Origin of the sequence: Borrelia sp. A-FGy1 (assembly GCF_014084025.1) — a bacterium.
In the GTDB taxonomy this organism is placed as follows: domain Bacteria; phylum Spirochaetota; class Spirochaetia; order Borreliales; family Borreliaceae; genus Borrelia.
This window is the reverse complement of record NZ_CP043682.1, coordinates 703,450-726,022: the sequence shown is the minus strand read 5'-3', so window position 1 is coordinate 726,022 and position 22,573 is coordinate 703,450. Positions and strand designations below refer to the sequence as shown.

Annotated in this window: 22 protein-coding genes; 7 read left to right on the top strand and 15 right to left on the bottom strand. The window is 27.7% G+C overall.

The genetic code is table 11. The features are described from left to right. Positions 1–17 precede the first annotated feature (17 nt). From F0310_RS03355 to F0310_RS03340, 4 genes are all read right to left on the bottom strand, one after another. Positions 18–2,258 carry a methyl-accepting chemotaxis protein gene (locus tag F0310_RS03355; RefSeq protein ID WP_182117528.1) on the bottom strand — a complete coding sequence of 747 codons (2,241 nt, stop codon included), beginning with the start codon at positions 2,256–2,258 and terminating at the stop codon, positions 18–20. Positions 2,259–2,417: 159 nt separating this feature from the next. Further along, positions 2,418–3,344: an ABC transporter permease gene (locus F0310_RS03350; RefSeq protein ID WP_182117527.1), complete on the bottom strand. Its 927-nt coding sequence runs from the start codon at positions 3,342–3,344 to the stop codon at positions 2,418–2,420. Beyond that, positions 3,313–4,467, bottom strand: coding sequence for an ABC transporter permease (locus F0310_RS03345; protein ID WP_182117526.1), 1,155 nt, complete (start codon positions 4,465–4,467; stop codon positions 3,313–3,315). The genes F0310_RS03350 and F0310_RS03345 overlap by 32 nt, the downstream gene beginning before the upstream one ends. Then, the gene (locus F0310_RS03340) at positions 4,468–6,048 is read right to left on the bottom strand and encodes an ABC transporter ATP-binding protein (protein WP_182117525.1); all 1,581 of its coding nucleotides are present in this window, start codon (positions 6,046–6,048) and stop codon (positions 4,468–4,470) included. Between the two features lie 219 nt (positions 6,049–6,267). Between F0310_RS03340 and F0310_RS03335 the strand changes: the two genes are divergently transcribed. Genes F0310_RS03335 through F0310_RS03320 form a run of 4 tightly spaced genes read left to right on the top strand, consistent with a single transcriptional unit; the run spans position 6,268 to position 9,339 of the window. After that, positions 6,268–6,930: an HAD family hydrolase gene (locus tag F0310_RS03335; protein ID WP_182117524.1), complete on the top strand. Its 663-nt coding sequence runs from the start codon at positions 6,268–6,270 to the stop codon at positions 6,928–6,930. Beyond that, positions 6,927–7,790 carry a hypothetical protein gene (locus tag F0310_RS03330; RefSeq protein ID WP_182117523.1) on the top strand — a complete coding sequence of 288 codons (864 nt, stop codon included), beginning with the start codon at positions 6,927–6,929 and terminating at the stop codon, positions 7,788–7,790. The genes F0310_RS03335 and F0310_RS03330 overlap by 4 nt, the downstream gene beginning before the upstream one ends. Then, positions 7,784–8,830, top strand: a complete 1,047-nt coding sequence (locus F0310_RS03325; protein WP_182117522.1) for a hypothetical protein — start codon at positions 7,784–7,786, stop codon at positions 8,828–8,830. Before F0310_RS03330 ends, F0310_RS03325 begins: the two co-directional genes overlap by 7 nt. Further along, complete coding sequence (locus tag F0310_RS03320; RefSeq protein WP_182117521.1) at positions 8,827–9,339, top strand: hypothetical protein; 513 nt, start codon at positions 8,827–8,829, stop codon at positions 9,337–9,339. The genes F0310_RS03325 and F0310_RS03320 overlap by 4 nt, the downstream gene beginning before the upstream one ends. Before the next feature lie 29 nt (positions 9,340–9,368). On the opposite strand, the gene F0310_RS03315 is transcribed toward F0310_RS03320, so the two are convergent. The 8 genes from F0310_RS03315 to F0310_RS03280 all read right to left on the bottom strand — a co-directional run bounded on the left by F0310_RS03315 (position 9,369) and on the right by F0310_RS03280 (position 17,971). Next, positions 9,369–9,809 carry a response regulator gene (locus F0310_RS03315; RefSeq protein WP_182117520.1) on the bottom strand — a complete coding sequence of 147 codons (441 nt, stop codon included), beginning with the start codon at positions 9,807–9,809 and terminating at the stop codon, positions 9,369–9,371. 47 nt (positions 9,810–9,856) lie between these two features. After that, a complete protein-coding gene (locus F0310_RS03310; protein ID WP_182117519.1) occupies positions 9,857–10,342 on the bottom strand; it encodes a chemotaxis protein CheX in 486 nt (161 codons plus the stop codon). Positions 10,343–10,353: 11 nt separating this feature from the next. Continuing rightward, a complete protein-coding gene (locus F0310_RS03305) occupies positions 10,354–11,685 on the bottom strand; it encodes a CheR family methyltransferase (protein ID WP_182117709.1) in 1,332 nt (443 codons plus the stop codon). Continuing rightward, positions 11,654–14,281, bottom strand: a complete 2,628-nt coding sequence (locus tag F0310_RS03300) for a chemotaxis protein CheW (RefSeq protein WP_182117708.1) — start codon at positions 14,279–14,281, stop codon at positions 11,654–11,656. The genes F0310_RS03305 and F0310_RS03300 overlap by 32 nt, the downstream gene beginning before the upstream one ends. 87 nt (positions 14,282–14,368) lie before the next feature. After that, complete coding sequence (locus F0310_RS03295; protein WP_182117518.1) at positions 14,369–15,397, bottom strand: flagellar filament outer layer protein FlaA; 1,029 nt, start codon at positions 15,395–15,397, stop codon at positions 14,369–14,371. Positions 15,398–15,461: 64 nt separating this feature from the next. Beyond that, positions 15,462–16,034, bottom strand: coding sequence for a flagellar filament outsheath protein (locus F0310_RS03290; protein ID WP_182117517.1), 573 nt, complete (start codon positions 16,032–16,034; stop codon positions 15,462–15,464). After that, positions 16,024–17,028 carry an N-acetylmuramoyl-L-alanine amidase family protein gene (locus F0310_RS03285; protein ID WP_476577992.1) on the bottom strand — a complete coding sequence of 335 codons (1,005 nt, stop codon included), beginning with the start codon at positions 17,026–17,028 and terminating at the stop codon, positions 16,024–16,026. The genes F0310_RS03290 and F0310_RS03285 overlap by 11 nt, the downstream gene beginning before the upstream one ends. Beyond that, positions 17,012–17,971 (bottom strand): glycosyltransferase family protein, encoded by a 960-nt coding sequence (locus F0310_RS03280; RefSeq protein ID WP_182117515.1) that lies wholly within the window; start codon positions 17,969–17,971, stop codon positions 17,012–17,014. The genes F0310_RS03285 and F0310_RS03280 overlap by 17 nt, the downstream gene beginning before the upstream one ends. A gap of 58 nt (positions 17,972–18,029) precedes the next feature. Here F0310_RS03280 and F0310_RS03275 point away from each other — a divergent pair, with 58 nt between their 5' ends. Next, the gene (locus tag F0310_RS03275; RefSeq protein ID WP_182117514.1) at positions 18,030–18,662 is read left to right on the top strand and encodes a hypothetical protein; all 633 of its coding nucleotides are present in this window, start codon (positions 18,030–18,032) and stop codon (positions 18,660–18,662) included. Here F0310_RS03275 and F0310_RS03270 read toward each other — a convergent pair whose 3' ends face one another. Genes F0310_RS03270 through F0310_RS03260 form a run of 3 tightly spaced genes read right to left on the bottom strand, consistent with a single transcriptional unit; the run spans position 18,663 to position 19,877 of the window. Continuing rightward, a complete protein-coding gene (locus tag F0310_RS03270; RefSeq protein WP_182117513.1) occupies positions 18,663–19,100 on the bottom strand; it encodes a DUF192 domain-containing protein in 438 nt (145 codons plus the stop codon). Continuing rightward, a complete protein-coding gene (locus tag F0310_RS03265; protein WP_182117512.1) occupies positions 19,097–19,510 on the bottom strand; it encodes a hypothetical protein in 414 nt (137 codons plus the stop codon). Before F0310_RS03265 ends, F0310_RS03270 begins: the two co-directional genes overlap by 4 nt. A gap of 1 nt (position 19,511) precedes the next feature. Beyond that, complete coding sequence (locus F0310_RS03260) at positions 19,512–19,877, bottom strand: hypothetical protein (RefSeq protein ID WP_182117511.1); 366 nt, start codon at positions 19,875–19,877, stop codon at positions 19,512–19,514. A 101-nt stretch (positions 19,878–19,978) separates the two neighbouring features. Between F0310_RS03260 and era the strand changes: the two genes are divergently transcribed. Both era and lysS read left to right on the top strand, forming a co-directional pair. Beyond that, entirely contained in the window at positions 19,979–20,851 is an 873-nt protein-coding gene (era, locus tag F0310_RS03255) for a GTPase Era (protein ID WP_182117510.1), read from the top strand. A gap of 73 nt (positions 20,852–20,924) precedes the next feature. Further along, the gene (gene lysS / locus F0310_RS03250) at positions 20,925–22,490 is read left to right on the top strand and encodes a lysine--tRNA ligase (RefSeq protein WP_182117509.1); all 1,566 of its coding nucleotides are present in this window, start codon (positions 20,925–20,927) and stop codon (positions 22,488–22,490) included. Positions 22,491–22,573 lie beyond the last annotated feature (83 nt).

Here is a 22,573-nt window from a genome sequence, read left to right as displayed (position 1 = left end):
TACCTATAAAAATAATTCTAAAAATCTGAAAAATCTTCATCAAAATTTAATTTCTTATCAACAATATCAATAGTTTTCTTAGGATCTACTCTTTTATTAATAGACTTATCAATTACATTTGAATTGCCAAACATATCTTCTTGCCTATCTCCTCCTCCTAAAGAGGAAATATTTTCAATACCCAAAGAACCAATGCTTTCAGATGTAAAACCAGTATCATTTTCAACAGAATTCAAATAATCATCAGAATCAGAAATATCCATTTCTTTAATTCTAAAAAAAGATACCGCATGCTTAAGTTCTTTTGATTTTTCAAGCATCTTCTCGGCCATACTTGAAAGCTCTTCACTACTTGATGCTGAAGCTTGAACAACTTCTCCAACTTGATCAAGAGCCATTTTAAACTGAGTAATCTGTTCATCTTGATTAGAGCTTTCTTCAGATATTTTCTTAACAAGATTAGTAGTTTCTTCTATTTCAGGTAACATATCTTTAAATATCAAGCCTGCCTCTGTTGCTACTCTAGAATTTTCTTCAACTAGTTCACCAATCTCAAGAGCAGAGATTTTACTAAGATCAGCAAGTTTTCTAATCTCACTTGCTACAACAGCAAATCCTTTACCTTCATCACCAGCTCTTGCGGCTTCAATAGCTGCATTTAAAGCAAGTAAATTAGTTTTTTTAGCTATTTCTTCAATAACACTAACTTTCTCAACAATAGCCTGCATAGCAATAACAGACTCCTCAACCGCTTTACCTCCTATCTGTGAATTTTCATTAGTCTTTAAGGCAATCTGCTCTGTCTGTCTAGAATTATTAGCACTCATTTTAACTCCAGATGATATCTGTTCAATGTTTGCCGACATTTCTTCAAGAGTTGACGCCTGTTGTAATGCACTAGAACTTAAATTTTGACTCGAATTAGCAACTTCAATGCTTGCTTTATTAACATAACCAATATTACGAAGGACACTTGCAATAGCACTTGCAATATTATCTCTCATCTTAATAATTTGAGCACCCAATGAACTTAACTCATCAGGATATCTTTCTTCAAGACCATGCTCTTTATCTAAATTTCCCTGAACTATTTCTTTTACTAAATTTCTAATCAAATCTAGCCTAAAACTAATAATTGTATCTATTCTTATCGCAAGAAAAATTACTATTGTAATAATCCCTAAAATAGAAGCCATAATAAATTGAAAAGCTAAACTGTCAATAACACCATAAATATCTTCATAAGGAATTCTTGCAAGCAACAAACCACTCTCTTCTCCAAGCTTACTGCTAACAGGTAGCATGGCATAATAGTTATCTAAACCCATCTCTGGCAAATGCGCCCTTTCAATCTGATAAACTGGAACCTCAGTAGCAACAACAGGCTGCCTTGGAGGTCTAGACAAAGCATCTTTTAAAAGATTAATAAACTTTGAGCTAACCTTTGACCCCTCATTGTATTCTATTAAAGGATTAGCAACACTATTACTAGGATCTAAATAAACTAAATTACCTCTCTTATAAAATCCAAACTTAGTCTTATTTAAACTATCTCCTATAATATCATTAATTAAATAACCTACTAAATAACCAAGAACTACCTTATTCTCTGCAGAATAGACAGGCACTACTATAGCAAAAGCTTTTTTTTCTTTTTGAAGAGTCTTCAAAGCTACCTCTCCAGCTATTCCATCAGTAAGGCCTGTATACCATCCAACAAAATTTAGTTTATCTTTTTTATAATCTTCCAAAGTTTTCTTAAAATATTTAGTTCCTGATTCAGATTGACCAAAATCAATATTATTTTCATGTCTTGTAGTAACAATTACTTTGCCTTCAAAGTCAAGAAATGCAAATTCCTCATAAACAGTATCTATTTTCAAGTCTACCAATGTCTTATATATTCGATCACGATACCTCTTGCTTAACTTAACAGTATCAAGAACTGCCTTAGAATTATCTCTCATTTTTCTTATCTCTATCTCTGAAAAGGTACGGCCTCCATTTTTTAAAGAAGAATATTCATAAAGAGTCTCAAGAGCTATAGTAGATCCTGTACCATCAAGAATAATGTAAAATGTATCTAGTAAAGATTGAATAGCAAAAGTAGCTCTCCTTACTTGACCTCTTGTAAGCTGCTTATAATAATGCTCCACATAATTACCCAAAATAGACTTAAAAATCCAAGAAAAGAATAATACAATTATCATTAAACATATGAACAAAAGCCCTACAAACTTATATTTAATTTTTAACATAAAATTACCTCGTTAAATAACTAGTTATTTAATAACTTTAACAAACTCAAAATTAACAGACATCACCCACAATTCTAGAGCAAAAAAAATAATTCCCAAATAAACCATAAATAATTTCAAAAATGTTTTATAAAAGAGTTTAAAGATATAAAGATAAAATCAATCTTGTTTATATGGCAAGCCTAAAGACTTAGGTGCATGGTTCTTTTTTGAAAAAAACATAAGACTTAAGATTACAACAAAATAAGGTAAAATAATCAATAATTTAGGAGATACTAATAAAGAAAAAAAGGAAATTTGAGTCACAACAACAACTAAAGTTCTTACAAAAGAGAATAAAAAACTACCCATTAAAATTCCAAAAGGTCTCCATTTTCCAAAAAGTAGCATAACAATAGCAATAAAACCTTGTCCGCCAATAATTCCCTGCATGTAGCTTGAGGCAATCACAGTAGAAACAACTGCTCCAGCAACTCCAGCAAATAAACCACTCAAAAGCACACAAAAAACCCTAATTATAACAACATTCACTCCAAGAGATTCTAAAACTTCTGGATCTTCACCGCTAGCTTTAATTCTAAGTCCAATTTTAGTATATTTAAATATAATGTGAAAAAGAATAACACACATTATTGCTATATAAAGTGAATATCTTTTTCCAAAAATCTGGAATATGATAGATTTTTTATCTAAAATTCCATCAAAAAGTATAGGTAGCTTAACATCTATTGGAGGAGTTGAAGAAGATCCAAAAATGAAAGTTCCAAATAACATAGCAATAGCTGGCCCCAAAAAATTAATAGCCATCCCAGTTATTATCTGATTTGACTTAAGAAAAATGGTAAAAATTACATGAAGACAAGAGATCGCGATGCCCGCAAAACCTCCAACAAAAATTGCAAATAACGGATTGCCATAAAAATACGCAACTGTAGCACCAACAAATGCACCAAGAGACATTGTTCCCTCAAGACCAATATTTATTATTCCACTTTTTTCGCTTATAAGCCCTCCTAAGCCGGCTAAAACTAAGGTCTGAGAATTTACTAAAGTTTCACTGATTAGAAATATTATTACGTTTAACACTCTTCGTACCCTCCAAAATCATCTTATTTAAAAAATGACTAGCAGAAATTACAAGCACTACTATGCCTATCATCAAAGATACAATTGAAGAGGATAGACCCATCAAACTCTGTACTCTACTACTACCATAAAGCAAAATCGAAAATAAAATACTTGAAAATATTATTCCAATAGGTGAATTATTAGCTATTAAAGACACAGCTATTCCATTAAGGCCTATTCCTTCCATATAAGAAAGCTTAAATATTGCTTTATTAACACCCATAACTTGTACAGCTCCAGCAATCCCTGCAAGAGCACCTGAAAGAAACATAGAAAATAGCAAAACTTTTCTAATATTAATCCCCATACGATAAGAAGTCTCTAAATTATGACCTATAGAACTAATTTTAAATCCAAGTATTGTTTTACTTAATAAAGTCCACATCAAAACAGCAGTAACAATCCCAATTATTATTCCAAAGTTAAGAGGTGCCTTTAGTAAATCATTAATAAATGGTCTCTCTGCTCTATAAGCAAGCCCTTCAGGTGATAATTTCCAAGAACCAAAAAAATCAATAAAAGCGCTCTCTCTTATTGACTTAGATAAATCACTATTATCTTTCTTAATAGATGGTATATCTATAATTATGTTATTTATGTGAAAAAAGATCCAATTAAACATAATTCCTGAAATTACTTCACTTATATTAAATTTAACTTTTAAATACCCAATTAAAATTCCTAAACTTCCCGATACAATAAAAACAACAACAAAAACACAAATTACATGCAATAAAGGAGACATATTGAAAAAAAGTCCAGCCATTAAAGCTGTTATTGAACCAAGTATAAATTGACTCTCAACACCAATATTAAAAAGTCCTGCTTTTAAAGAAATGCCCACCGAGAGACCTGTAAAAATCAATGGAGTAGCATAACTTAAAATATAACCTAAATGCTTAGGAGAAGAAAATATAATTTCTATTATTATGTAGTACATCCTAAAGGGGGAATAACCAATAAAAAATACCACTAAACCAAGGATTAAAAACCCCAAACACAATGCAAAAAAATTAATAAATACAGGCGAATTTAAACATTCCAAAGCCATCTTTTTATATCTATATCCATTAACACTCATCTAAACCATACCACCAGTCATCATTTTTCCAATAACATCAACATCAAAATTATCTTCTAAAATGCCTACAACTTGCCCATCATACATAACAGCTATCCTATCACAAACACTTATAAGCTCTTCAATTTCAAGAGATACAAGAAGAACAGCTGTTCCTGCATCTCTTTGCTCTATTATCTTCTTATAAATATTTTCAATAGCACCAATATCAAGCCCTCTTGTAGGTTGAACAGCTAAGAGAACCTCAGGCTCTAAATTAACCTCACGAGCAACAATTACTTTTTGTTGGTTGCCTCCAGATAAATTTTTAACTTTACACAAAATATCTCTTGGTCTTATATCAAAAGAATTTGTAAGTTGTCTACTTATTTTTTTAAGAAAACTCAAATTAAATCCAACAAACTGCTTTTTAATAGCATATAATATTTTAAGCAGTAAATTATTGCTTCTATTTCTATTCTTAATTTTCAAATACTTTACATCATCAAAGCTCTTAATACCAATATTCTGAAAAACATTAAAATCTAAAATAAGACCGTGTTTTTGTCTATCAGACGGAATATTCCCAATCTTTCTATCTATTATTTGTTTTACACTAAATCCCTTTATAGATTCAAGCTCACCGTCAGTCTTCTTAAAGATTTCTCCACTAAACACCTTTCTTACTCCAAGAATAGCTTCAACTAATTCTTCCTGTCCACTACCTTCAATTCCAGCTATCCCAAAAATTTCACTACTTCTAATGTTGAAGCTAACATTTTTAACCTTAAACACACCTCTTTCATCTCTAACATTTAAATTCTTAACCTCAAGTATATTTGTATGATTAACAAATTGCCTCTTAGATATATCAAGAACTGTCTCTTTACCTATCATTAACTTAGTAATATTTTTCTCATCAAATTCAGAAACGTCAAAAGTTCCTACAACTTTTCCAAGACGCATAACTGTACACTTTTGTGATACAGCTTTTATTTCCTTTATTTTATGTGTAATAAGTATTACAGTATGTCCCTCTGAAGCTAATATTTTTAAAATATTCATAAATTCATCAATTTCATTTGGAGCAAGTACTGCTGTAGGTTCATCAAAAATAATGACATCAGCATTTCTATAAAGAACCTTAATTATTTCTATCTTTTGTCCCATGCCAACGCTTAAATCTTCGATTTGCTTATCAATATCTATTTCCAAGCCGTATTTTTTAGAAATATTATGTATCTTCTTTCGAGCTTTTCTGTAATTAATAAATCCAAATCTTGAATCTTCATATCCCAAAATAATGTTCTGTACAGCTGTAAACCTTGGAATTAACATAAAATGCTGAAAAACCATACCAATACCGTTGCGAATAGATTCACTTGAATTTTGAAGGTTCAATTCCTTACCTCTTAAAAACATTCTTCCGCTAGTCGGTTTATGTACCCCATAAATAGTTTTCATTAAAGTGGTTTTACCAGCACCATTTTCTCCAAGAATTGCATGTATTTCTCCTCTCTTAAAGCTTATGGAAACTTCATCATTAGCTATAAAATCTCCATATTGCTTAGTTACCTTATCTAGCACTAATATATCTTGCATTGATTAAGACCTAACCTGAAATACATAAAAATTAAACAATATTTGTTTATCATTCTTATAAAATATAATAAAACTTAAATAGGAAAATTGGCAATAACCTTGAGAAAAAAATTAAAGACAACTTAAAATATCCTAAATCATGAAATAAATTTAATAAAAGAAAAAAATAATGATAAAATGAATGCACAATATAATAATCACTTTCGAAAGGATTAAATCATGAAAATAAAAGCTTGCATTTTTGACATGGATGGAACTTTAATAAATAGCATTACAGATATTGCATTTTCAATGAATTCTGCATTAAAAAACTTAGGATACAAAGAAATAAAAATAGATGAATTTAATAACCTTGTTGGAAGAGGACTAGATAAATTTGTAGAAAAAACCTTAGAATATCTTAGTATAAATTTTAATGATAAAAATCTTAAATACAATCTTTATAAAGAATTTTTAAAAGAATATAATAAAAACCTTTCTTCTCAAACAAGAGCATATGATGGAATACCCGAACTCCTAATCAAACTTAACAAGCTAGATATTCCTATTGGAATCTTAAGCAATAAAAATCATAAAGAACTCTTAATAATAACAAAAGATATCTTTAAAGACATAAACTTCTTTGAAGTTAGAGGCTATTCTTCAAAATTTGAGGCAAAACCAGACCCTGCAAACGCACTTGATATGATAATAAAGCTCGATATTAATCCTTATGAAGTTACATACATAGGAGACAGTGATATTGATATGATAACTGCCAAGAATGCTGGATTTCTACCTATAGGAGTTTCATGGGGATTTAGAACAGTAAAAGAACTGAAAGAAAATGGAGCAGTATATATCATCAATAGTCCTTCTGAGCTCTTGGACATAATAAAATGAACATAAAGGCATATTTCCCTCATTTATATCATTATTTATTTAATCATGAAAGCATAAAAAACTTGTCTGTATTTGAAAAAGAAATTGAGATAATTAAATATTTTAAAGAAAATAACAAAACTATTTCAACATTTATAGATGAAGATTTTAAATCTGATCTTAATTCACTAATACAATATGTCAAAGGCAAAACAGATATAATAATTACTCCCTTAGTTTTATCAAGCATTGAATCTATTGATTTCAATATTGTAAGGGAACTCTTTAGAAAAGAATTTAATAAAAATAATTTAGAATCAACATTTAATTGCATCAAAGACAGTTCTTATCTAAGAAAAGAATTTTTATACAACTTTAATGCAATAAGTAGCGGTCTTATTACATTCTACATAAATAAACTCTTTGAAGATAAAGATTCTTATACAGTATATCTAATTAAAAAAGAAAACGATATTCTTGATTCTTCAAAAATTATAAAAAACTACATAAAAATTTTACTTTTATTAAGGGTTTTGATAATTAAAATTTGCTTTGAAAAAGAGATAGAATTAAGTTCACAAAATATCAAAAACACAGTAAAATTAATCATTACAGAAATTGATTTTTTAGACGAAAAAACGGCTCAATTAGTAACACAAAGTTTATTCAAATACGAAAACTTAAACAATATGTCGCCAATTGCTACATTAATATCTATTTTCTCAAATAGAGCAAGAATTCCAAATATTAAAAATAATAAAACAAAAGGTTTTCTAGGATATGATGAAAGCTGGTTTTCAATAAAACAATCAAGTTCAAAAGATTACGATCCAAGAATTATTAAAGAACTTCTAGAAATAGCCAGGAAAAATAAATGGTAAAGGTACTCTCAAATATTTTAAAAGCTACTTTAATTTCTTCATTAATTGCATTCTTAATAGAAGAGTTGTCAATAATATTTTTTTTAACATATAAAATCAGATTTGGTCTTATATCTATCGGATTTTTATTTGATTTAATTTTTATCTTAATTTTTTTATTTAAAATTTTAAAAGCTTATTTTTCAAAAAAATTGCAAATATATATAAGGAATAACCTATTCTTTGACATACTACATTGTCTAATCCCTATTGCATTTTATAGCTCTTATCAAATTAAAAATATAATTAATACTCATGAAACTACCTTAAATCCAATTATACTTTCCCTCTTTAAATTAAGATTTTTAAGACTTCTTAGATTTAATGATTTAATGATTGAAATTTATTATAATAAGCAAGAGAAAAACTTAATACTCATTGCATTCGCTAGAACATTTTCAATAAGCCTTCTAATTCCATTCGTATTTTTTATAATATTTTCAAGTTTAAGCTTTGCAAATACAATTCCAGAAAAACAAGAGTTTAATATCATAAAAAACATTTCAGTAATAACTGAAAAAAATTACATTAAAGAAAAATATCCTTTTATCCTAATAATTAAAGATACGGAGAATACAATATATTCTAAATCTAATGATATATTTCTTTACTATAGTCCTAGCGAATATAAAATTATTGAAATAGATCAAACAAAATTTTATATAGATAAATATTTGCAAAGAAAAAATGATTCCATTCTTGGAATATTTTTATTTTCACTTTTTATCTCATTTGCCATTTTCTTAATGAATTTTTACAAATTTTTCAAAGCAAGTTTCTTAAGTCCAATAACACTAATGCAAAAAGTGCTACAAGATCCATTTGAATATAGAAAAATACAAATACCTTTCCTTTTCAGTGAAGAAAAAATATATGAAATGGCAAAAAAATTTAATAACATTTTATTAAAAGAAAAATTAAATACAAAAAGAAGAAGCAAAATTCCGCTAGAAATAGAAAAAGTTAAAAAAATAATAAAAACTAATAAGGAACAAATATGATAAAAAAAATATTTTTACTTTTTATTATTAATACGACACTTAACTCACGATTAATAACAACTTCAATTGAAAAAAGAGTATCTGAAGAAACGAAAGAATATTCTGCTTTTAATCTAATCTTAGAAGAAGAGTATTATACTAAGCAACCTAAAAGTCAAATTGAAATACAGATATATGAATTAACAGAAAATTTTATTAAAAGCATTATAAAAAATAAAGTTAATTATACTAAAATAAATCCATCATATAGAGAAATCAATAAATATTTACTTAGAAGCGAAATTATTGATAAGACATTTTTAAAATATAAAATATTCAAAATCAAACCCATGGACACAGTTTTTAGAAGTATAGCATTACTTTATACAAAAAAAGGATTTTATAAACTAGAACTATACATAGGCAATAATAAAGAAAAAAAATTAGAAATTTTTAACTCAAACATGACATACTTCATAAAAAACATAAAAGAAATAAAAAACAGAATGGTTTTTTATAGAACAAATTAAGATTTCTAATTCCACCAAATCAAACAAGCTCATTTAACAAACACAGACATAACTCTTTGAAGAACTTTAGTTCTATCAAGAGGCTTCACAATAAATGTTTTTGCGCCCTTAATCAAACAATCCTTAACCAACTGCTCTTTTCCCAAAGCAGAGATCATTATCACTCTAGCATTTTTATCAAATTCCATAATATTAGAAAGACAGGTTATTCCATCCATCTTAGGCATAGTAATATCAAGAGTAACAATATCAATATTAGGATAATGGTTTTTATATTTAACAATAGCTTCCTCTCCATCAGCAGCAGTATCGATAATATTAAATCCTTCAGAAGTAAAAATTTGTGTAAGTTGCTTCACAGTAAATACAGAATCATCAACAATCAGAACATTAAAAGGAATTCCAGTTTCATAGTTAATGCCCTTAGGCTTAACTGAAGAATCCACAGCAATAGTAGTTTTTTGGATCATATCAAACCCTCTCTTCTATAATTAGTAAACTTAACTCAATAATCATATCAAACCCTCTCTCTTATTGCAATATTAACTTCTATAATTTTGCCATCTGGCAAAGTAAAGGGTACAATTAAAGCCTCAGAACCTTTATTACTTATCTTCATATTTTCTCCATAAATAAAAGCTGGTGGAGTTATATCAAATATAAATCCCTTAGCATGCAAAGTAGTAACAAAATTACCTGCAATAATATTGCCAACCTCAGTAAGAGTAGCAGCAACCATTTCTTTAGTCTCTTCGTCTTCAAAATCAATATACTCCTCAAAGTTCAGCTTAGAAGCAATAAAAAGAGCAGTATCAATATCCATATCAATAACAATACTACCTTCCACAGAACCTGCAAGTCCTACTATTACAGAAACTCCCTTTATTTTTTGATTGATTGACTTAAGCCCTGGATTTCCCATCTTAATATCTTCAACAAGCAACATATCTCTTAAAACTGAAGAAGCAGCATCTAAAAATGGCTCTATGTAATCTATTCTCATTCTTTTCTCCTTTAAATCTTTTTATACAAGTTAAAATGCTCTACAGATTTATCTTTCTTAAAGATATAATTATCTTTAAGATACTCATTATCTCCCAAAATCAAAAGAGCACCACTAACAGTCTTTTTTGCAATTGTATCTAAAATTAGAACTTGATCTTCATTCTTAAGAAAACATAAAACATCTCTTAAGAAAACAATTCCCAAATTATCAGGGAACTCTGACAAAATAGCATCTGAATACTCAAACAAAATATTATTCATAATATCCGACTTAAATTTATAAATTCCTGGGCTCTTCTCAAAGGAATTCTTTCTATAAATCTCGCTCAAATTAATTTCAGCTTCTGAGAAAAATAAACTAGAAGTCTCAATTACCCTAGTTAAATTATTATCAATAGCTGTTACTTTAAACTTCTTTTTATAAGATTCACATAAAGCATTCACAAAAGATATAGTTTCCTTTCCACTTGCACATCCAACTTCAAAAACATTTAAAATAGATCCAACACCAGTAATGTTATTCAAATGCTTTTCTATAACCTCATCCTTAAATCCTTTTAAATATCCATCATCCCATAAACATCCTGAATATTTTGAATAAAATTCACCTAAAAAGTTACTATAGGACTCATCATTAATATTAGCTATATTTAATTTTATATCAACTTCTCTTAAAAACTCATCATTCACTAAAGATGCATTAAAAGAATATTGAAAAAGATTATCTCTAATTATTTTCAAATCAACTAAAATATCATTAGATTCTATATTAATTTTATTACAATCTTCTTCTAAATATGACAGATCAACTTTTGTTTCTGTTTCTAAAAAAAGATTTTCTTCTTCGTCATAATTAAAAACTCTATCTATATCAAGAAGTACATATAATTTATTGTCATGCTCAATTACTCCCTTTATGTACTTTATAAGTGTATCTTGAGATAAAACAGGATGAGGATCTTGTATTAGAGAAGAATCAATTGAAAAAACATTGTTTACCTTGTCAACAATAATACCAATTAACAAATCTCCATTTCTAAGAACCATAATATCTTCTAGATCCTTTTCACTAGTCTTTAAATTAAACATTATTCTTAAATCAATAATAGATATTATCTCCCCTCTCAAATTATCAAGTCCAACTACATATCTCTTAGCATTGGGAACATATGTAAAATTGTTAGACTTCCTAATTTCTTTAACTTTCATTATATCTATTAAATAATTGTCATCACCAATATTAAAAGATACTACCTTAAAATCCAAGTTAACAAAATTAGACTCTCTAGCTTCATGTCTATTTAACTCATCATCTTCTAAATGAATCTCTTTTATTTCCATCATAAAATCTATCCTTCATATCCTTTAGTTCAAAAAGCCTAAACACATCAATAATTAAAACAACTTTACCGTCTCCAAGTGTAGTAGCTCCAACTATACCAGGACTTGAAGCATACTTATCCTTAATAGGCTTTACAACAAAATCTTCTTCTCCAAGAATAAAATCTACGATTATTCCTGCTTTTTTATCGTCAATATTAATAACTATTAAAAACTTCTCAGACAACTCTTTATCATGATTCTTTATATTAAAAAGATCATCAAGCCTAAGTACAGATATAATTTCTTCTCTTAAATTATAAACTTCATGTTCATTTTCAAGCAATTTAATATTTTCTTCACTAATTCTATGTGTCTCAAGAACACTATTTAAAGGAATAACATAGGTTTCACTTCCTGATTTTACAAGAAGACCCTGAACAATTACTAATGTTAAAGGAAGCTTAATCTTAAAAGTAGTGCCAATATCAATCTTTGAATCTATTAAAATAGTTCCATTTAACTTTTCAATGCTCTTCTTCACAACATCAAGACCCACTCCCCTGCCAGAAACATCTGTAATCTTACTAGCTGTTGAAAATCCAGGAGAAAAAATCAAGTTAAAAACCTCACTCTCAGAAAGCAAGTCATTTTTTTTAATTATTCCTTTTTCTATTGACTTCTGTCTAATAACATTAGGATCAATTCCCCTACCATCGTCCGCAATATCTATTGATATTACATTACCCTCATTTCTAGCTCGCAAAATTATATGACCTACTCTATCCTTACCCTTTTTAATTCTCTCCTCAGAGGTTTCAAGCCCATGATCCATAGAATTTCTAACACAATGCATCAAAGGCTCCACAAGATCGTCTATAACAGACTTATCAATCTCAGTATCTCCTCCTTCAGTCTCAAGCTCTACAATCTTACCTAACTTCTTTGATAAATCCCTTACAACTCTTGTAAACCTAGAAAAAATACCAGAAACCGGCAACATTCGCGTTCTCAAAACACTCTCATGTAAATCAGTAATTATCCTTGAAAGTCTACTAGAAGCAAATTTTGAGTCTTGAAGAATTTTTAAAAAAGAATCTCTTAATTCTCCCATATCATGTAAAGTTCTTTCAATTTTATGATTCATCAAATTTCTTATTTGAGCTTCAACAGCATTTTCTAATTCCAAACCCACATCTTTAAAAACTATTTTCAAATCTATTAAAAAATTTCTTAGAAAACTTTCCTGATAATCATAAAAATAATTAAAATTATAAAGAAAAGATGTCATATCAGAATTTATTTGATTATAAGCTGACTTATTTATAACAACTTCACTTACAAGATTTAATATAGAATCTATTTTCTTACTATCAATTCTAATTAAATTAACATTTAAAGGAGCTCCTCCCTTCTTAGGTTGTTTAACAGAAGCATCATTATCAATTCCAGTATTTAAAATACTGAAATCCTTAATATTATCTAAATTAACCTCTGTAATCTCAAAACTAATAACAACATCAGATAAATCTACCTTCCTAGAAATGTTATCTGATGTAGTATCTGTTATCAAATAGTACTTAACTACATCAAAAAACTTATCTGACATTAAATCAACATTATCCGGTATAGACTTATAAATCTCTCCCAAACCTTTTAGCGCCTGCATCATCTGTATACCAGAAATTGTTGCCATAGGATTTTCTCTATTAAAATTCAATTTCACTTCAAATAATTTAGCATTTCCAATTTGACTTTTTAAGCTTACAAGCTCCTCATTAGAAAGCTCAACTTTATCTTTTTTAAATAAAACACTAGATTGATTAAAATTACCTCTCTCTCTTATCTCTGCTTCTTCCAATTCACTATCAATATCAAGTTCTTCAACTTTATAACTCAAGACGACATCTGATATATTTATTTTTCTCTCTACATTATTAGTATCTGAATATATCAAATAATAATCTACTCTGGGTAAAAACTCATCTGCAACAATCTGTTCATAACTAGGCACAGTGTGGAGTATGGGTGCTAAATCCTTTAAAGCTTGAAACATCTGTATAGCAGAAATAGTTGCCATGGGATTATTTTCATTAAATTTAATATTAACCCTCAAAACTTTTTGTCCAAGTCCTAAACTTTCTTTCATATCATAAAGATCAGAAGATGAAAGCAAAAATTCATCACTATTAACACTATCCAAAGACATCATGGCAGTTTTCTGGTTACCAATTCCCAAAAAACCTATTAACTTACTTTTAAGATCACTTACATCTTCTAAATAAACATTTCCATCAAGACGAGAATTCAGCATTGCCTTTATCACATCAAGTGAATTTAAAAGCAAATCAACAAGAGCATTACATATTTTTAATTTATTGTCTCTAATAGCATCAAATACGTCCTCAACAACATGAGTAAATTCTGAAAGTTCCATCATATCTACAGAAGCTGAACTACCCTTAAGGGTATGTGCAGCTCTAAATATTTCATCAATAGTTTCTGCATTATTAGGGTCGTCTTCTAATGACATAATATTTTCTTCAAGAGTATCTACAAGATTCTGAGCCTCTTCAAAAAAAATTTCTAAAAGCTCCTCATTATCTGAACCTAGCATCAATCTATTTCCCTATTTTAATCTTAAGATCAAAAGGACTAACCTTCAAAAAAGACCAGCCCCCTAATAATTCATAATAAATCAAATTTATTTTACCTGAGTATTTGACTCAACTTTTTTATATTTATCTTTTTCTAAAAAATCTTGAAAAGAACTATCTGGCATCGAAACATTTTCCCTAATTCTTAAAACTCTCTTGAAAGTTTCTTGTGCCTTTAACCTACGAAGAGATTCTGTTCCCTGCTCCTCATAAACTTTAAATACAGATTCATTATCAATATCAGAATCCAAAGAAACATTTAATTTATCATAAAGAACTCTCACATCTTTAACATAAAAAATAAAATTCTGATTTTTGGAACTATGTGATTTTGATACCCTAAAGGCCTTAAATCTCATTTTACTTGAAGCAATAGGATAATTTGGAATATCATCTTTAACAATCCTAGAGTTTATAGTTGGAATATAAGTAGGATTTGACCAAACCAAATCAGCCCAACCTTTAAATTTTAAGGTCCCTAAAGGATAAGCATATTCCATCCCGTTCATATCTTCAAATAAAACTTCAAGATCTACCTCATAGCCCAAACTATAAACAGTTACTTTAACTTCCTTCATAGTCTTAACATTATCAATAAGCCCCTTGCCTAAAAATTGATTTCCATCATCTCCAGAATAAAAAGGAATCTTAAAAGGAGGTAAAATCATAGCAGAAGACTGAGAATAGCTAGGAAATAATACTCTTACCCCTAATACTGTATCACCTGAATATCTCTTAGAACTATTCTTAACAACAGCTGGCGCTACATGAGAATTTCTTACATAAGCCTGCATTCTAGCTGAAGGAGTCAAAAGAACACTCCAATTATTTATGCCAAGATCTATAACCATATCCTCTGGCTTAACAATACCTGAAGCTCCAGAATAAACATAATCAACATAACCTGTAAGATCCAGCTTGGTTGAGCTTGGGTCTTTTGCAAGTTCTGCAAAATCAAGAACTAATATACCAGGTTCCTCCTTTTGACCATTATCTGTCCCAGTAGCTTCTTGCCCAAAAAGAGGACTAAATAGAATAAGAAACAATAAAATAAAAACAACTTTTAATTTTGTCATACACAAAACTCCTTCTCTAAAATATAATTTAAAACTTATCTTTTTTCCTTTTTTAACTATTTTTTTATAAAATACCCAATGCTTGAAAATTATCGTTTTTATTACTTAAAACATATCCTTCAATAAAAATAACAAGATCCTTTACATAACCAGGATAGTTAAAATTAATTGTTTCTTTTAAAGATTTAATAAATAAATTTAATCTAAGCTTACCATAATTATGGTAACTAAAATCATCAAAAGAATCATAAAAATCCTTTGATATATTTATAAAGTATATGCCATTACTCATAAAAGAGTATAAAAACTTAACATTTCTTGTATCTAATAGAAAAGAAAACCCCTTACTATTACCTAACAGAAAATCTTTAACTAAAAAATCCAAGTTTTCTTTAAGAGTTTGTCTTTTCTTTAAATATCTCAAATCAGAAATCAATTCATTCTCAGAATAAAAATAAAAAACCTTTCTAAAAAAGATATTATCATAATTTAAAAAAATCATACATGAAGAATAAAAAAAACTTAAAAATAAAAGTGAATAAAGAATACTAAATGAATATCTCTCATATTTAAGATTAAGATATTTATAACAAAAAGACTTATACTTTATAAAAATTTTCAACATGCTATTTTTCATAAAATTCAATAAACTTAATTAAAGAACTTAATATTAATATATTCACCTTACTCATATAATTGTAATCCAAAATTAACATTGCATCAGAAATATTCGATAAAAATCCAATTTCAATTAAAACAGCAGGCATACTAATATTCTTAATAACAAACCATTGTTCTTCTCTAATTGAACGCACCTTGGTTTCATCTATAGAATCCACAAAAGTCTCATATAAAAGCTCAGCTAATTTTTTTGATTCATACTTATACTTAATGTCTAGTATATCATTAAGTTCTCTTAAGTATATATTATCTTTAATATCGTATCCTTTAAAATTTTTTATAACCTCTCTTTTTGAATTCTCAGGAAGATACCAAAATTCAATTCCCCTAGCTAAATTATTTGGAGCATTATTTACATGTATTGATAAAAAGATTACATTATTTGGAAAATCCGGTTTAATTGAATTCGCAAATTCAGCCCTATCTTTTAACGGTACAAAAACATCATCAATACGAGTCAATAAAATACTTATATCTAAAAAATAATTACTCAAAATTTTATATAAATGCATAGAATAGCTTAAAGCAAAATCTTTTTCTAAGAGAGTAACATCATGGCCATCTATGTTATGTGTAACAACAGCACCTCTATCATGCCCACCATGCCCAGGATCAATTATTATGGACATTATTCTTGGTTTGCTATAATTCTCCAAAGACTTAAAATGATTTTCAATCTGTATTAAAGCCCTTTTAGTTATTAAAATTTCTCCCTCCTTTAAAAGGATAGGGTCAATATAAATATAATAACCAGTAGACGAAAAACCATATTCAAAACCTATTTTAAATCTAAGGTATCCCTTCTCATGTTTAACAGTCAAAATATCATTTTCAACATCAAAATTAAACTTAAAAATCCCACAATCAAATACATCAAGTATATTAATATAAGCAATTTCTTGGGCCTCTAAAAGAACACAAACAAAAATCAATTTAATAAATAATATTATTTTCCCAAAGTTCAACTGCACTCTTTAAGTCACCTTTAAACCTTAAGCTATTTTTAATAGTTTCATTTTTTATCTCTCTAAATTCTCTGCTAAACTTCAAAGGATTAATACCATATCTTAAACAGATTTTAAAAAATCTTAAAAATGAAAATTTAATCCCATTTCCAATAAAAATTGGAACATGATTTTTAAGCAAAAAAATCAAAAAACTTCTATTTTTTGTTAAATTTTCTGGAAAATTTAAAGAAGTATACTGTATTCTAAGTTTTCTATAAATATAAATACTCTCTCCAAAATAAATAGCTCTAAGCCCAAAATCCAATCTCTGAAAATATTCATTCTGAATTCTTTTATCAAAACCCCCTAGTTGAACAAATTTTTCCTTAGAATAAAGACCGCAATAATCCATAGTAATTAAAGTTTTCTCATAATCCTTTTCAGAATTTATTAAAATTACCTTTAATTTTTGTTGTTTATCAATAGTGGGAAGAAAGACAGAAGGAACAACTTCTTCTTCTTTATCAAAAAATTCGCCGCCAACAAGAAGTATATTTTTTTTTACTATCTCATTAAATATATTTGGAATCCAAAAAGGATTTAATAAGTACATGTCACTTTGTAAAACAAAAACAAAACTACAAATGGATTCTTTCATTGCCAAGTTAACTTTTTCTCCAGAATTCAAATCATCAGAAAGCAAGATAAACTTTAATTTATCATAAGTATCTGAAATAAATTGAAAAGAACCTCTATTACTCTGTCTTTCAATAGAAATAATTTCTCTTATGAAGTCAAAATTAGATAGAAATTCGAACAAATCTTCTCTAAAAATTTTTGTACCCCTATTTAAAATCACAAAAGAGATTCCAAAAGCAGATCTTTGTATATGATTATTCTTAGACTGAATAACTGTATAAGAATAATCATCGCTTTTAAAATACATAAATTTACTTTAAAAATCCTTATAATTAAATTACAATAATAGTATGGCCAACATTAAAATGTTAAAAATAACTATTTCAAACATCAATATTTTAAAATATATCATAATTCCTGTTGTTTTAATACTTATCTGCTGCAAAGACAAAAATATAAACTACGATAAGAGAATAAAAAAAATACTTGATAATAATAGGATTGAATATAGAATAGATAAAGAAAATGATTTTATTGTATTTAAAACTTTGGATGGCACAACAATAGATATAATAATTAGATCAAAATTAAATTCATACCAAAACTCAAAAATAAGAGAAATATTTGGGATTGTTGAAACATTTGACGTGAATTCAAATAGAATTAACGAAATATCAGAATCTTTAATGAATGATAGCTATAACAACCGAGTTTTCGGATCATGGGAAATTATTCATGATCCTGAAAGAGGCATTAACTCTTTAGTATACATTGTAAAAGTTGAGGAGAATGCTAAAGAAATTTTTCTACTTGATCTACTTGAAGAAATTGCAGCAACAATATACATTTTCAAAAAAGTAATAAAATCCAATAACTTAGACACTAATAATATTAAAAATGAACCTATAAAGCCTTATAATCAATCACAAGAAGGGAAAAAAGATAATACTAAAAACGATCCCATAGAAGAAGAACTACAAAAAATAAAGGCAAAGTAATTACTCTATTCTTATAGAATTAATATCAAAATTGAATTCAACTATATCACCCACATTAATTTTAAATTTAGCAAAAGAACCTTCTGGTACCTCAAGCGCATATTTAACTTTGTATTTAGAAATTACGTTTTTTTCTGAAAATGGGACTAATTTGTAAATTTCCTTAATAATCCCTCTAGAATCAATATATGCAATCTCTAATGGAATAGGAGTATCTTTCATCCAAAAAGATAAATTTTTTTCCTTATTAAACATAAAAAGTATACCATTGATTTCATTTATATTCTTTGTCCCCTTGTAACCCTTAGTTCTGCTAAAATCATCCGCTGCAACTTTAACAAAAAATTTAGCATTATTAATGCTAATTTCCTTATCGTAAATATGTTCTACACAAGATACACAAAAAATTAAAACAAAAAAGAAAAAAAAATCCTTCATGATTGTTTCTCTTTGCTCACATAAGACTTTAATGTCATTCTTAAGATATTCCCGTTTAAAGCAATAACAAAATCACCAATATCCCAAAAATAATTAAAAGGTGTTACAATATTGGCTTCTCCAAATTTCTCCTTAACACTAAGGAAAATAGCATATTGAGAAATTAATTTTTTATCAAAAACAAAAGTATATGAATAAAGCTGATTTTTATCAAAATTAAAGTAAGCATATCTTATATGTGTTTTGCCTTGAAACTTTAAAACATTTGTTTTAGCATAAGGAAACTCAACTTCTTCAATATTATAATAAAAAATAGGGTTTTGACGAACATTATTTTCTACAGAGACGACATTATCTCTCATTTTAAAAGATAAAAAAATAGAAAATAAATAAACAACTGTGATTCCCACACTAAATATCCTTAGAAAAAAAAACATATATAAAAAATAAAACTATTAAAAAACTCGAAAATAAATAAAGCATGACATGAACTGTAAGTTCAAAATTAAATATAGGGTTAAAAAGATCAACATTATCCCAATAGCGCTTAGTTCTTATTCTTTGCTTTCTTTTAAAGGGAATTTCTTTAAGTTCTTCAAAAGGACTATAATTACATTTCGGACAACCTTCTCCAAATTCAGACACAATTCCAATATATTCGCAATTTGGGCACTCAATATCCCCCAATTTAGAGTAACAATTGGGACACTCAAATTTACTAAGCCCAACTTTTTCCCCACATTGATCGCAAAAAACCTCAAAATTGCCTTTTTTCAAATGATATTCCCTTTAAATTAAGTGTTATCTAAAATAACAAAACAATTATACATTAATTGTAATAAAAAATATATTATTATATTTAAAGTAGGAAGATTAAAATGAAATCAGGCTTTGTAGCAATAATAGGTAGACCCTCAACAGGGAAATCTACTCTTTTAAATTCAATATGTGAACAGCAAATATCAATTATCTCATCTAAGCCACAAACTACTAGAAATAAAATAAAAGGAATATTTAAAGATAAAAAAGGCCAGATTATTCTTATAGATACTCCGGGATTTCATTTAAGCAAAAAAAAGTTCAACATAGCTCTAATGAACAACGTATACTCTTCAATAATAGAGTCAGACTTACTCCTTTATATTATTGACGTTCAAGATGAACCTGCTGATGAAGAAAATGAGATTTTAAAAATAATTATTAAATCCAAAGTCATTTTTCTAGTAGTAATAAACAAAATTGATATTAAAAAAACAAAGGCAAAAGAAATAATGTTATTTTTAGAAAACAAAGGCATTAAGAAAGAAAATATTATTAAAATATCAGCAGAGAAGAAAATTAATATTGAAAAACTCAAAAATAAGATTTACGAAAATTTAAAAGAAGGGCCACTTTACTATCCAGAAGAATATTATACAGACCAAAAAATAGATTTAAGAATTAGTGAAATAATTAGAGAAGTTACAATTAAAAACCTTAAAAAAGAATTACCATATTCTTTATATGTAGATATCGACACTTTAGAAGAAAAAAGGCGAAGTCTTTTTATTAAAGCAAATATTATTGTAGCTGGAGAGAGTCAAAAGGGAATAATAGTTGGTAAAGGAGGAAAAGGAATAAAAACAATCGGAGAAAATGCTAGAAAAAAGATATCAGAAATACTGGAAAAGCGATGTAATCTGTTTTTACAAGTAAAACTAAAGAAAAACTGGAATAAAGAAACCAAACTAATTAAAAGAATAATAAATTAGAAAGAGCATATTTTAAAAACTTGAAACAAAAAAAACAGAATGATAAAATTAATGCTCAAACAGGAGTAATATTATGAAAATAGCTCACTGGGCAGATTTTTATGCAAAAAAAATAATAGAAGAAAAAGGCAAAAAGGATAGGTATACAGTTGCATCTGGTATTACTCCATCAGGCACTGTACATATTGGAAATTTTAGAGAAGTAATTTCTGTTGACCTTGTAGCAAGAGCTTTAAAGGATATGGGTCAAAATGTGAGATTTATATATTCTTGGGATAACTATGATGTATTTAGAAAAGTACCTAAGAATATGCCAAATCAAGAATTACTTACAACCTATTTGAGGCAAGCTATAACAAGAGTTCCTGATACAAAAACCAATGAATCAAGCTATGCAAAAGCAAACGAAGTTGAATTTGCAAATTACTTACCCATTGTAGGAATTAATCCAGAATTCATAGATCAATCACTAAAATATATGTCAAGTGATTATTCAAGTCAAATTAAACTTGCATTAGATCATAAAGAAGAAATAGCACAAGCTTTAAATGAGCATAGAACAACAAAACTTGAAGACAGTTGGTATCCCATTAGCGTCTTTTGCACTAAGTGCAATAGAGATACTACAAATGTAGAAAGTTATGATAAATGTTATTGTATTGAATATTACTGTACATGCGGAAATAAAGAATCTCTCGATCTGAGAAAAACATGGGCAGTAAAACTTCCTTGGAGAATTGACTGGCCAATGCGGTGGAAATATGAAAATGTTGATTTCGAGCCTGCTGGAAAAGACCATCATAGTAGTGGAGGAAGTTTTGATACCTCAATAAAAATTGTAAAAATTTTGGGAGGAACTGTTCCTATAACATTTCAATACGACTTTATAACAATCAAGGGACGTGGCGGTAAAATATCCTCATCCTCTGGCGATGTTATATCTCTGAAAGATGTTCTTGAAATATATACTCCTGAAGTAACAAGATTTTTATTTGCATCAACAAAACCTAATATAGAATTTTCAATATCATTTGACCTTGATGTAATAAAAATATATGAAGATTACGATAAATTTGAAAGAGTGTACTATGGAATAGATAAAATTAAAGAAAATAAAAAAGAAGCTTTTAAGAGAATTTATGAATTATCTCAGACAAAATTACCAGATAAGGAAATTCCTTATCAAATTGGATTTAGACACTTAAGTGTACTTTGTCAAATTTTTGAAGGAGATAAAGAAAAGATTTTAAAATATTTAAAGGATGTACAAGAATGCCAAAAACAAAAGCTTATTAATAAAATTGAATGCGCCTTCAACTGGGTAAAAACCTATGCACCTGAAGACTTTAAATTTTCACTAAGATTTAATTTTAATAATATAGAACCCTTAAAAGACAATAATAAAGAAGCAGTAAAACAATTATTAGAATTTTTGAAAAATGACTTTGAAAATCTAAATGAAAAAAATATTCAAAATGAAATCTATAACATCGCAAGAAATCATAATATTGAACCTCCTTTATTCTTCAAGCAAATTTATAATATACTAATTAATAAAGATAAAGGACCAAAATTAGCAGGATTTATTAAAATTATTGGTATCACAAAATTTGAAGAAATTGTAAAACACTTCATTTAATTTTAAATAAAACTTTACAAAAAAACAAGAAGCTATTAATAATAACACCCCCCCCTTCACTAATCCATTATCCATTATATAAT

Bases quoted from the DNA above. Each gene is read 5' to 3' on its own strand.
- F0310_RS03275 (WP_182117514.1), top strand. From the start codon at position 18,030: ATGTTAAAAATAACTATTTCAAACATCAATATTTTAAAATATATCATA.
- F0310_RS03295 (WP_182117518.1), bottom strand. From the start codon at position 15,397: ATGACAAAATTAAAAGTTGTTTTTATTTTATTGTTTCTTATTCTATTT.
- era (WP_182117510.1), top strand. From the start codon at position 19,979: ATGAAATCAGGCTTTGTAGCAATAATAGGTAGACCCTCAACAGGGAAA.
- F0310_RS03340 (WP_182117525.1), bottom strand. From the start codon at position 6,048: ATGCAAGATATATTAGTGCTAGATAAGGTAACTAAGCAATATGGAGAT.
- F0310_RS03290 (WP_182117517.1), bottom strand. From the start codon at position 16,034: ATGAAAAATAGCATGTTGAAAATTTTTATAAAGTATAAGTCTTTTTGT.
- F0310_RS03345 (WP_182117526.1), bottom strand. From the start codon at position 4,467: ATGAGTGTTAATGGATATAGATATAAAAAGATGGCTTTGGAATGTTTA.
- F0310_RS03280 (WP_182117515.1), bottom strand. From the start codon at position 17,971: ATGTATTTTAAAAGCGATGATTATTCTTATACAGTTATTCAGTCTAAG.
- F0310_RS03325 (WP_182117522.1), top strand. From the start codon at position 7,784: ATGGTAAAGGTACTCTCAAATATTTTAAAAGCTACTTTAATTTCTTCA.
- F0310_RS03320 (WP_182117521.1), top strand. From the start codon at position 8,827: ATGATAAAAAAAATATTTTTACTTTTTATTATTAATACGACACTTAAC.
- F0310_RS03270 (WP_182117513.1), bottom strand. From the start codon at position 19,100: ATGAAGGATTTTTTTTTCTTTTTTGTTTTAATTTTTTGTGTATCTTGT.
- F0310_RS03335 (WP_182117524.1), top strand. From the start codon at position 6,268: ATGAAAATAAAAGCTTGCATTTTTGACATGGATGGAACTTTAATAAAT.
- F0310_RS03330 (WP_182117523.1), top strand. From the start codon at position 6,927: ATGAACATAAAGGCATATTTCCCTCATTTATATCATTATTTATTTAAT.
- F0310_RS03305 (WP_182117709.1), bottom strand. From the start codon at position 11,685: ATGGAAATAAAAGAGATTCATTTAGAAGATGATGAGTTAAATAGACAT.
- F0310_RS03310 (WP_182117519.1), bottom strand. From the start codon at position 10,342: ATGAGAATAGATTACATAGAGCCATTTTTAGATGCTGCTTCTTCAGTT.
- F0310_RS03300 (WP_182117708.1), bottom strand. From the start codon at position 14,281: ATGCTAGGTTCAGATAATGAGGAGCTTTTAGAAATTTTTTTTGAAGAG.
- F0310_RS03355 (WP_182117528.1), bottom strand. From the start codon at position 2,258: ATGTTAAAAATTAAATATAAGTTTGTAGGGCTTTTGTTCATATGTTTA.
- lysS (WP_182117509.1), top strand. From the start codon at position 20,925: ATGAAAATAGCTCACTGGGCAGATTTTTATGCAAAAAAAATAATAGAA.
- F0310_RS03315 (WP_182117520.1), bottom strand. From the start codon at position 9,809: ATGATCCAAAAAACTACTATTGCTGTGGATTCTTCAGTTAAGCCTAAG.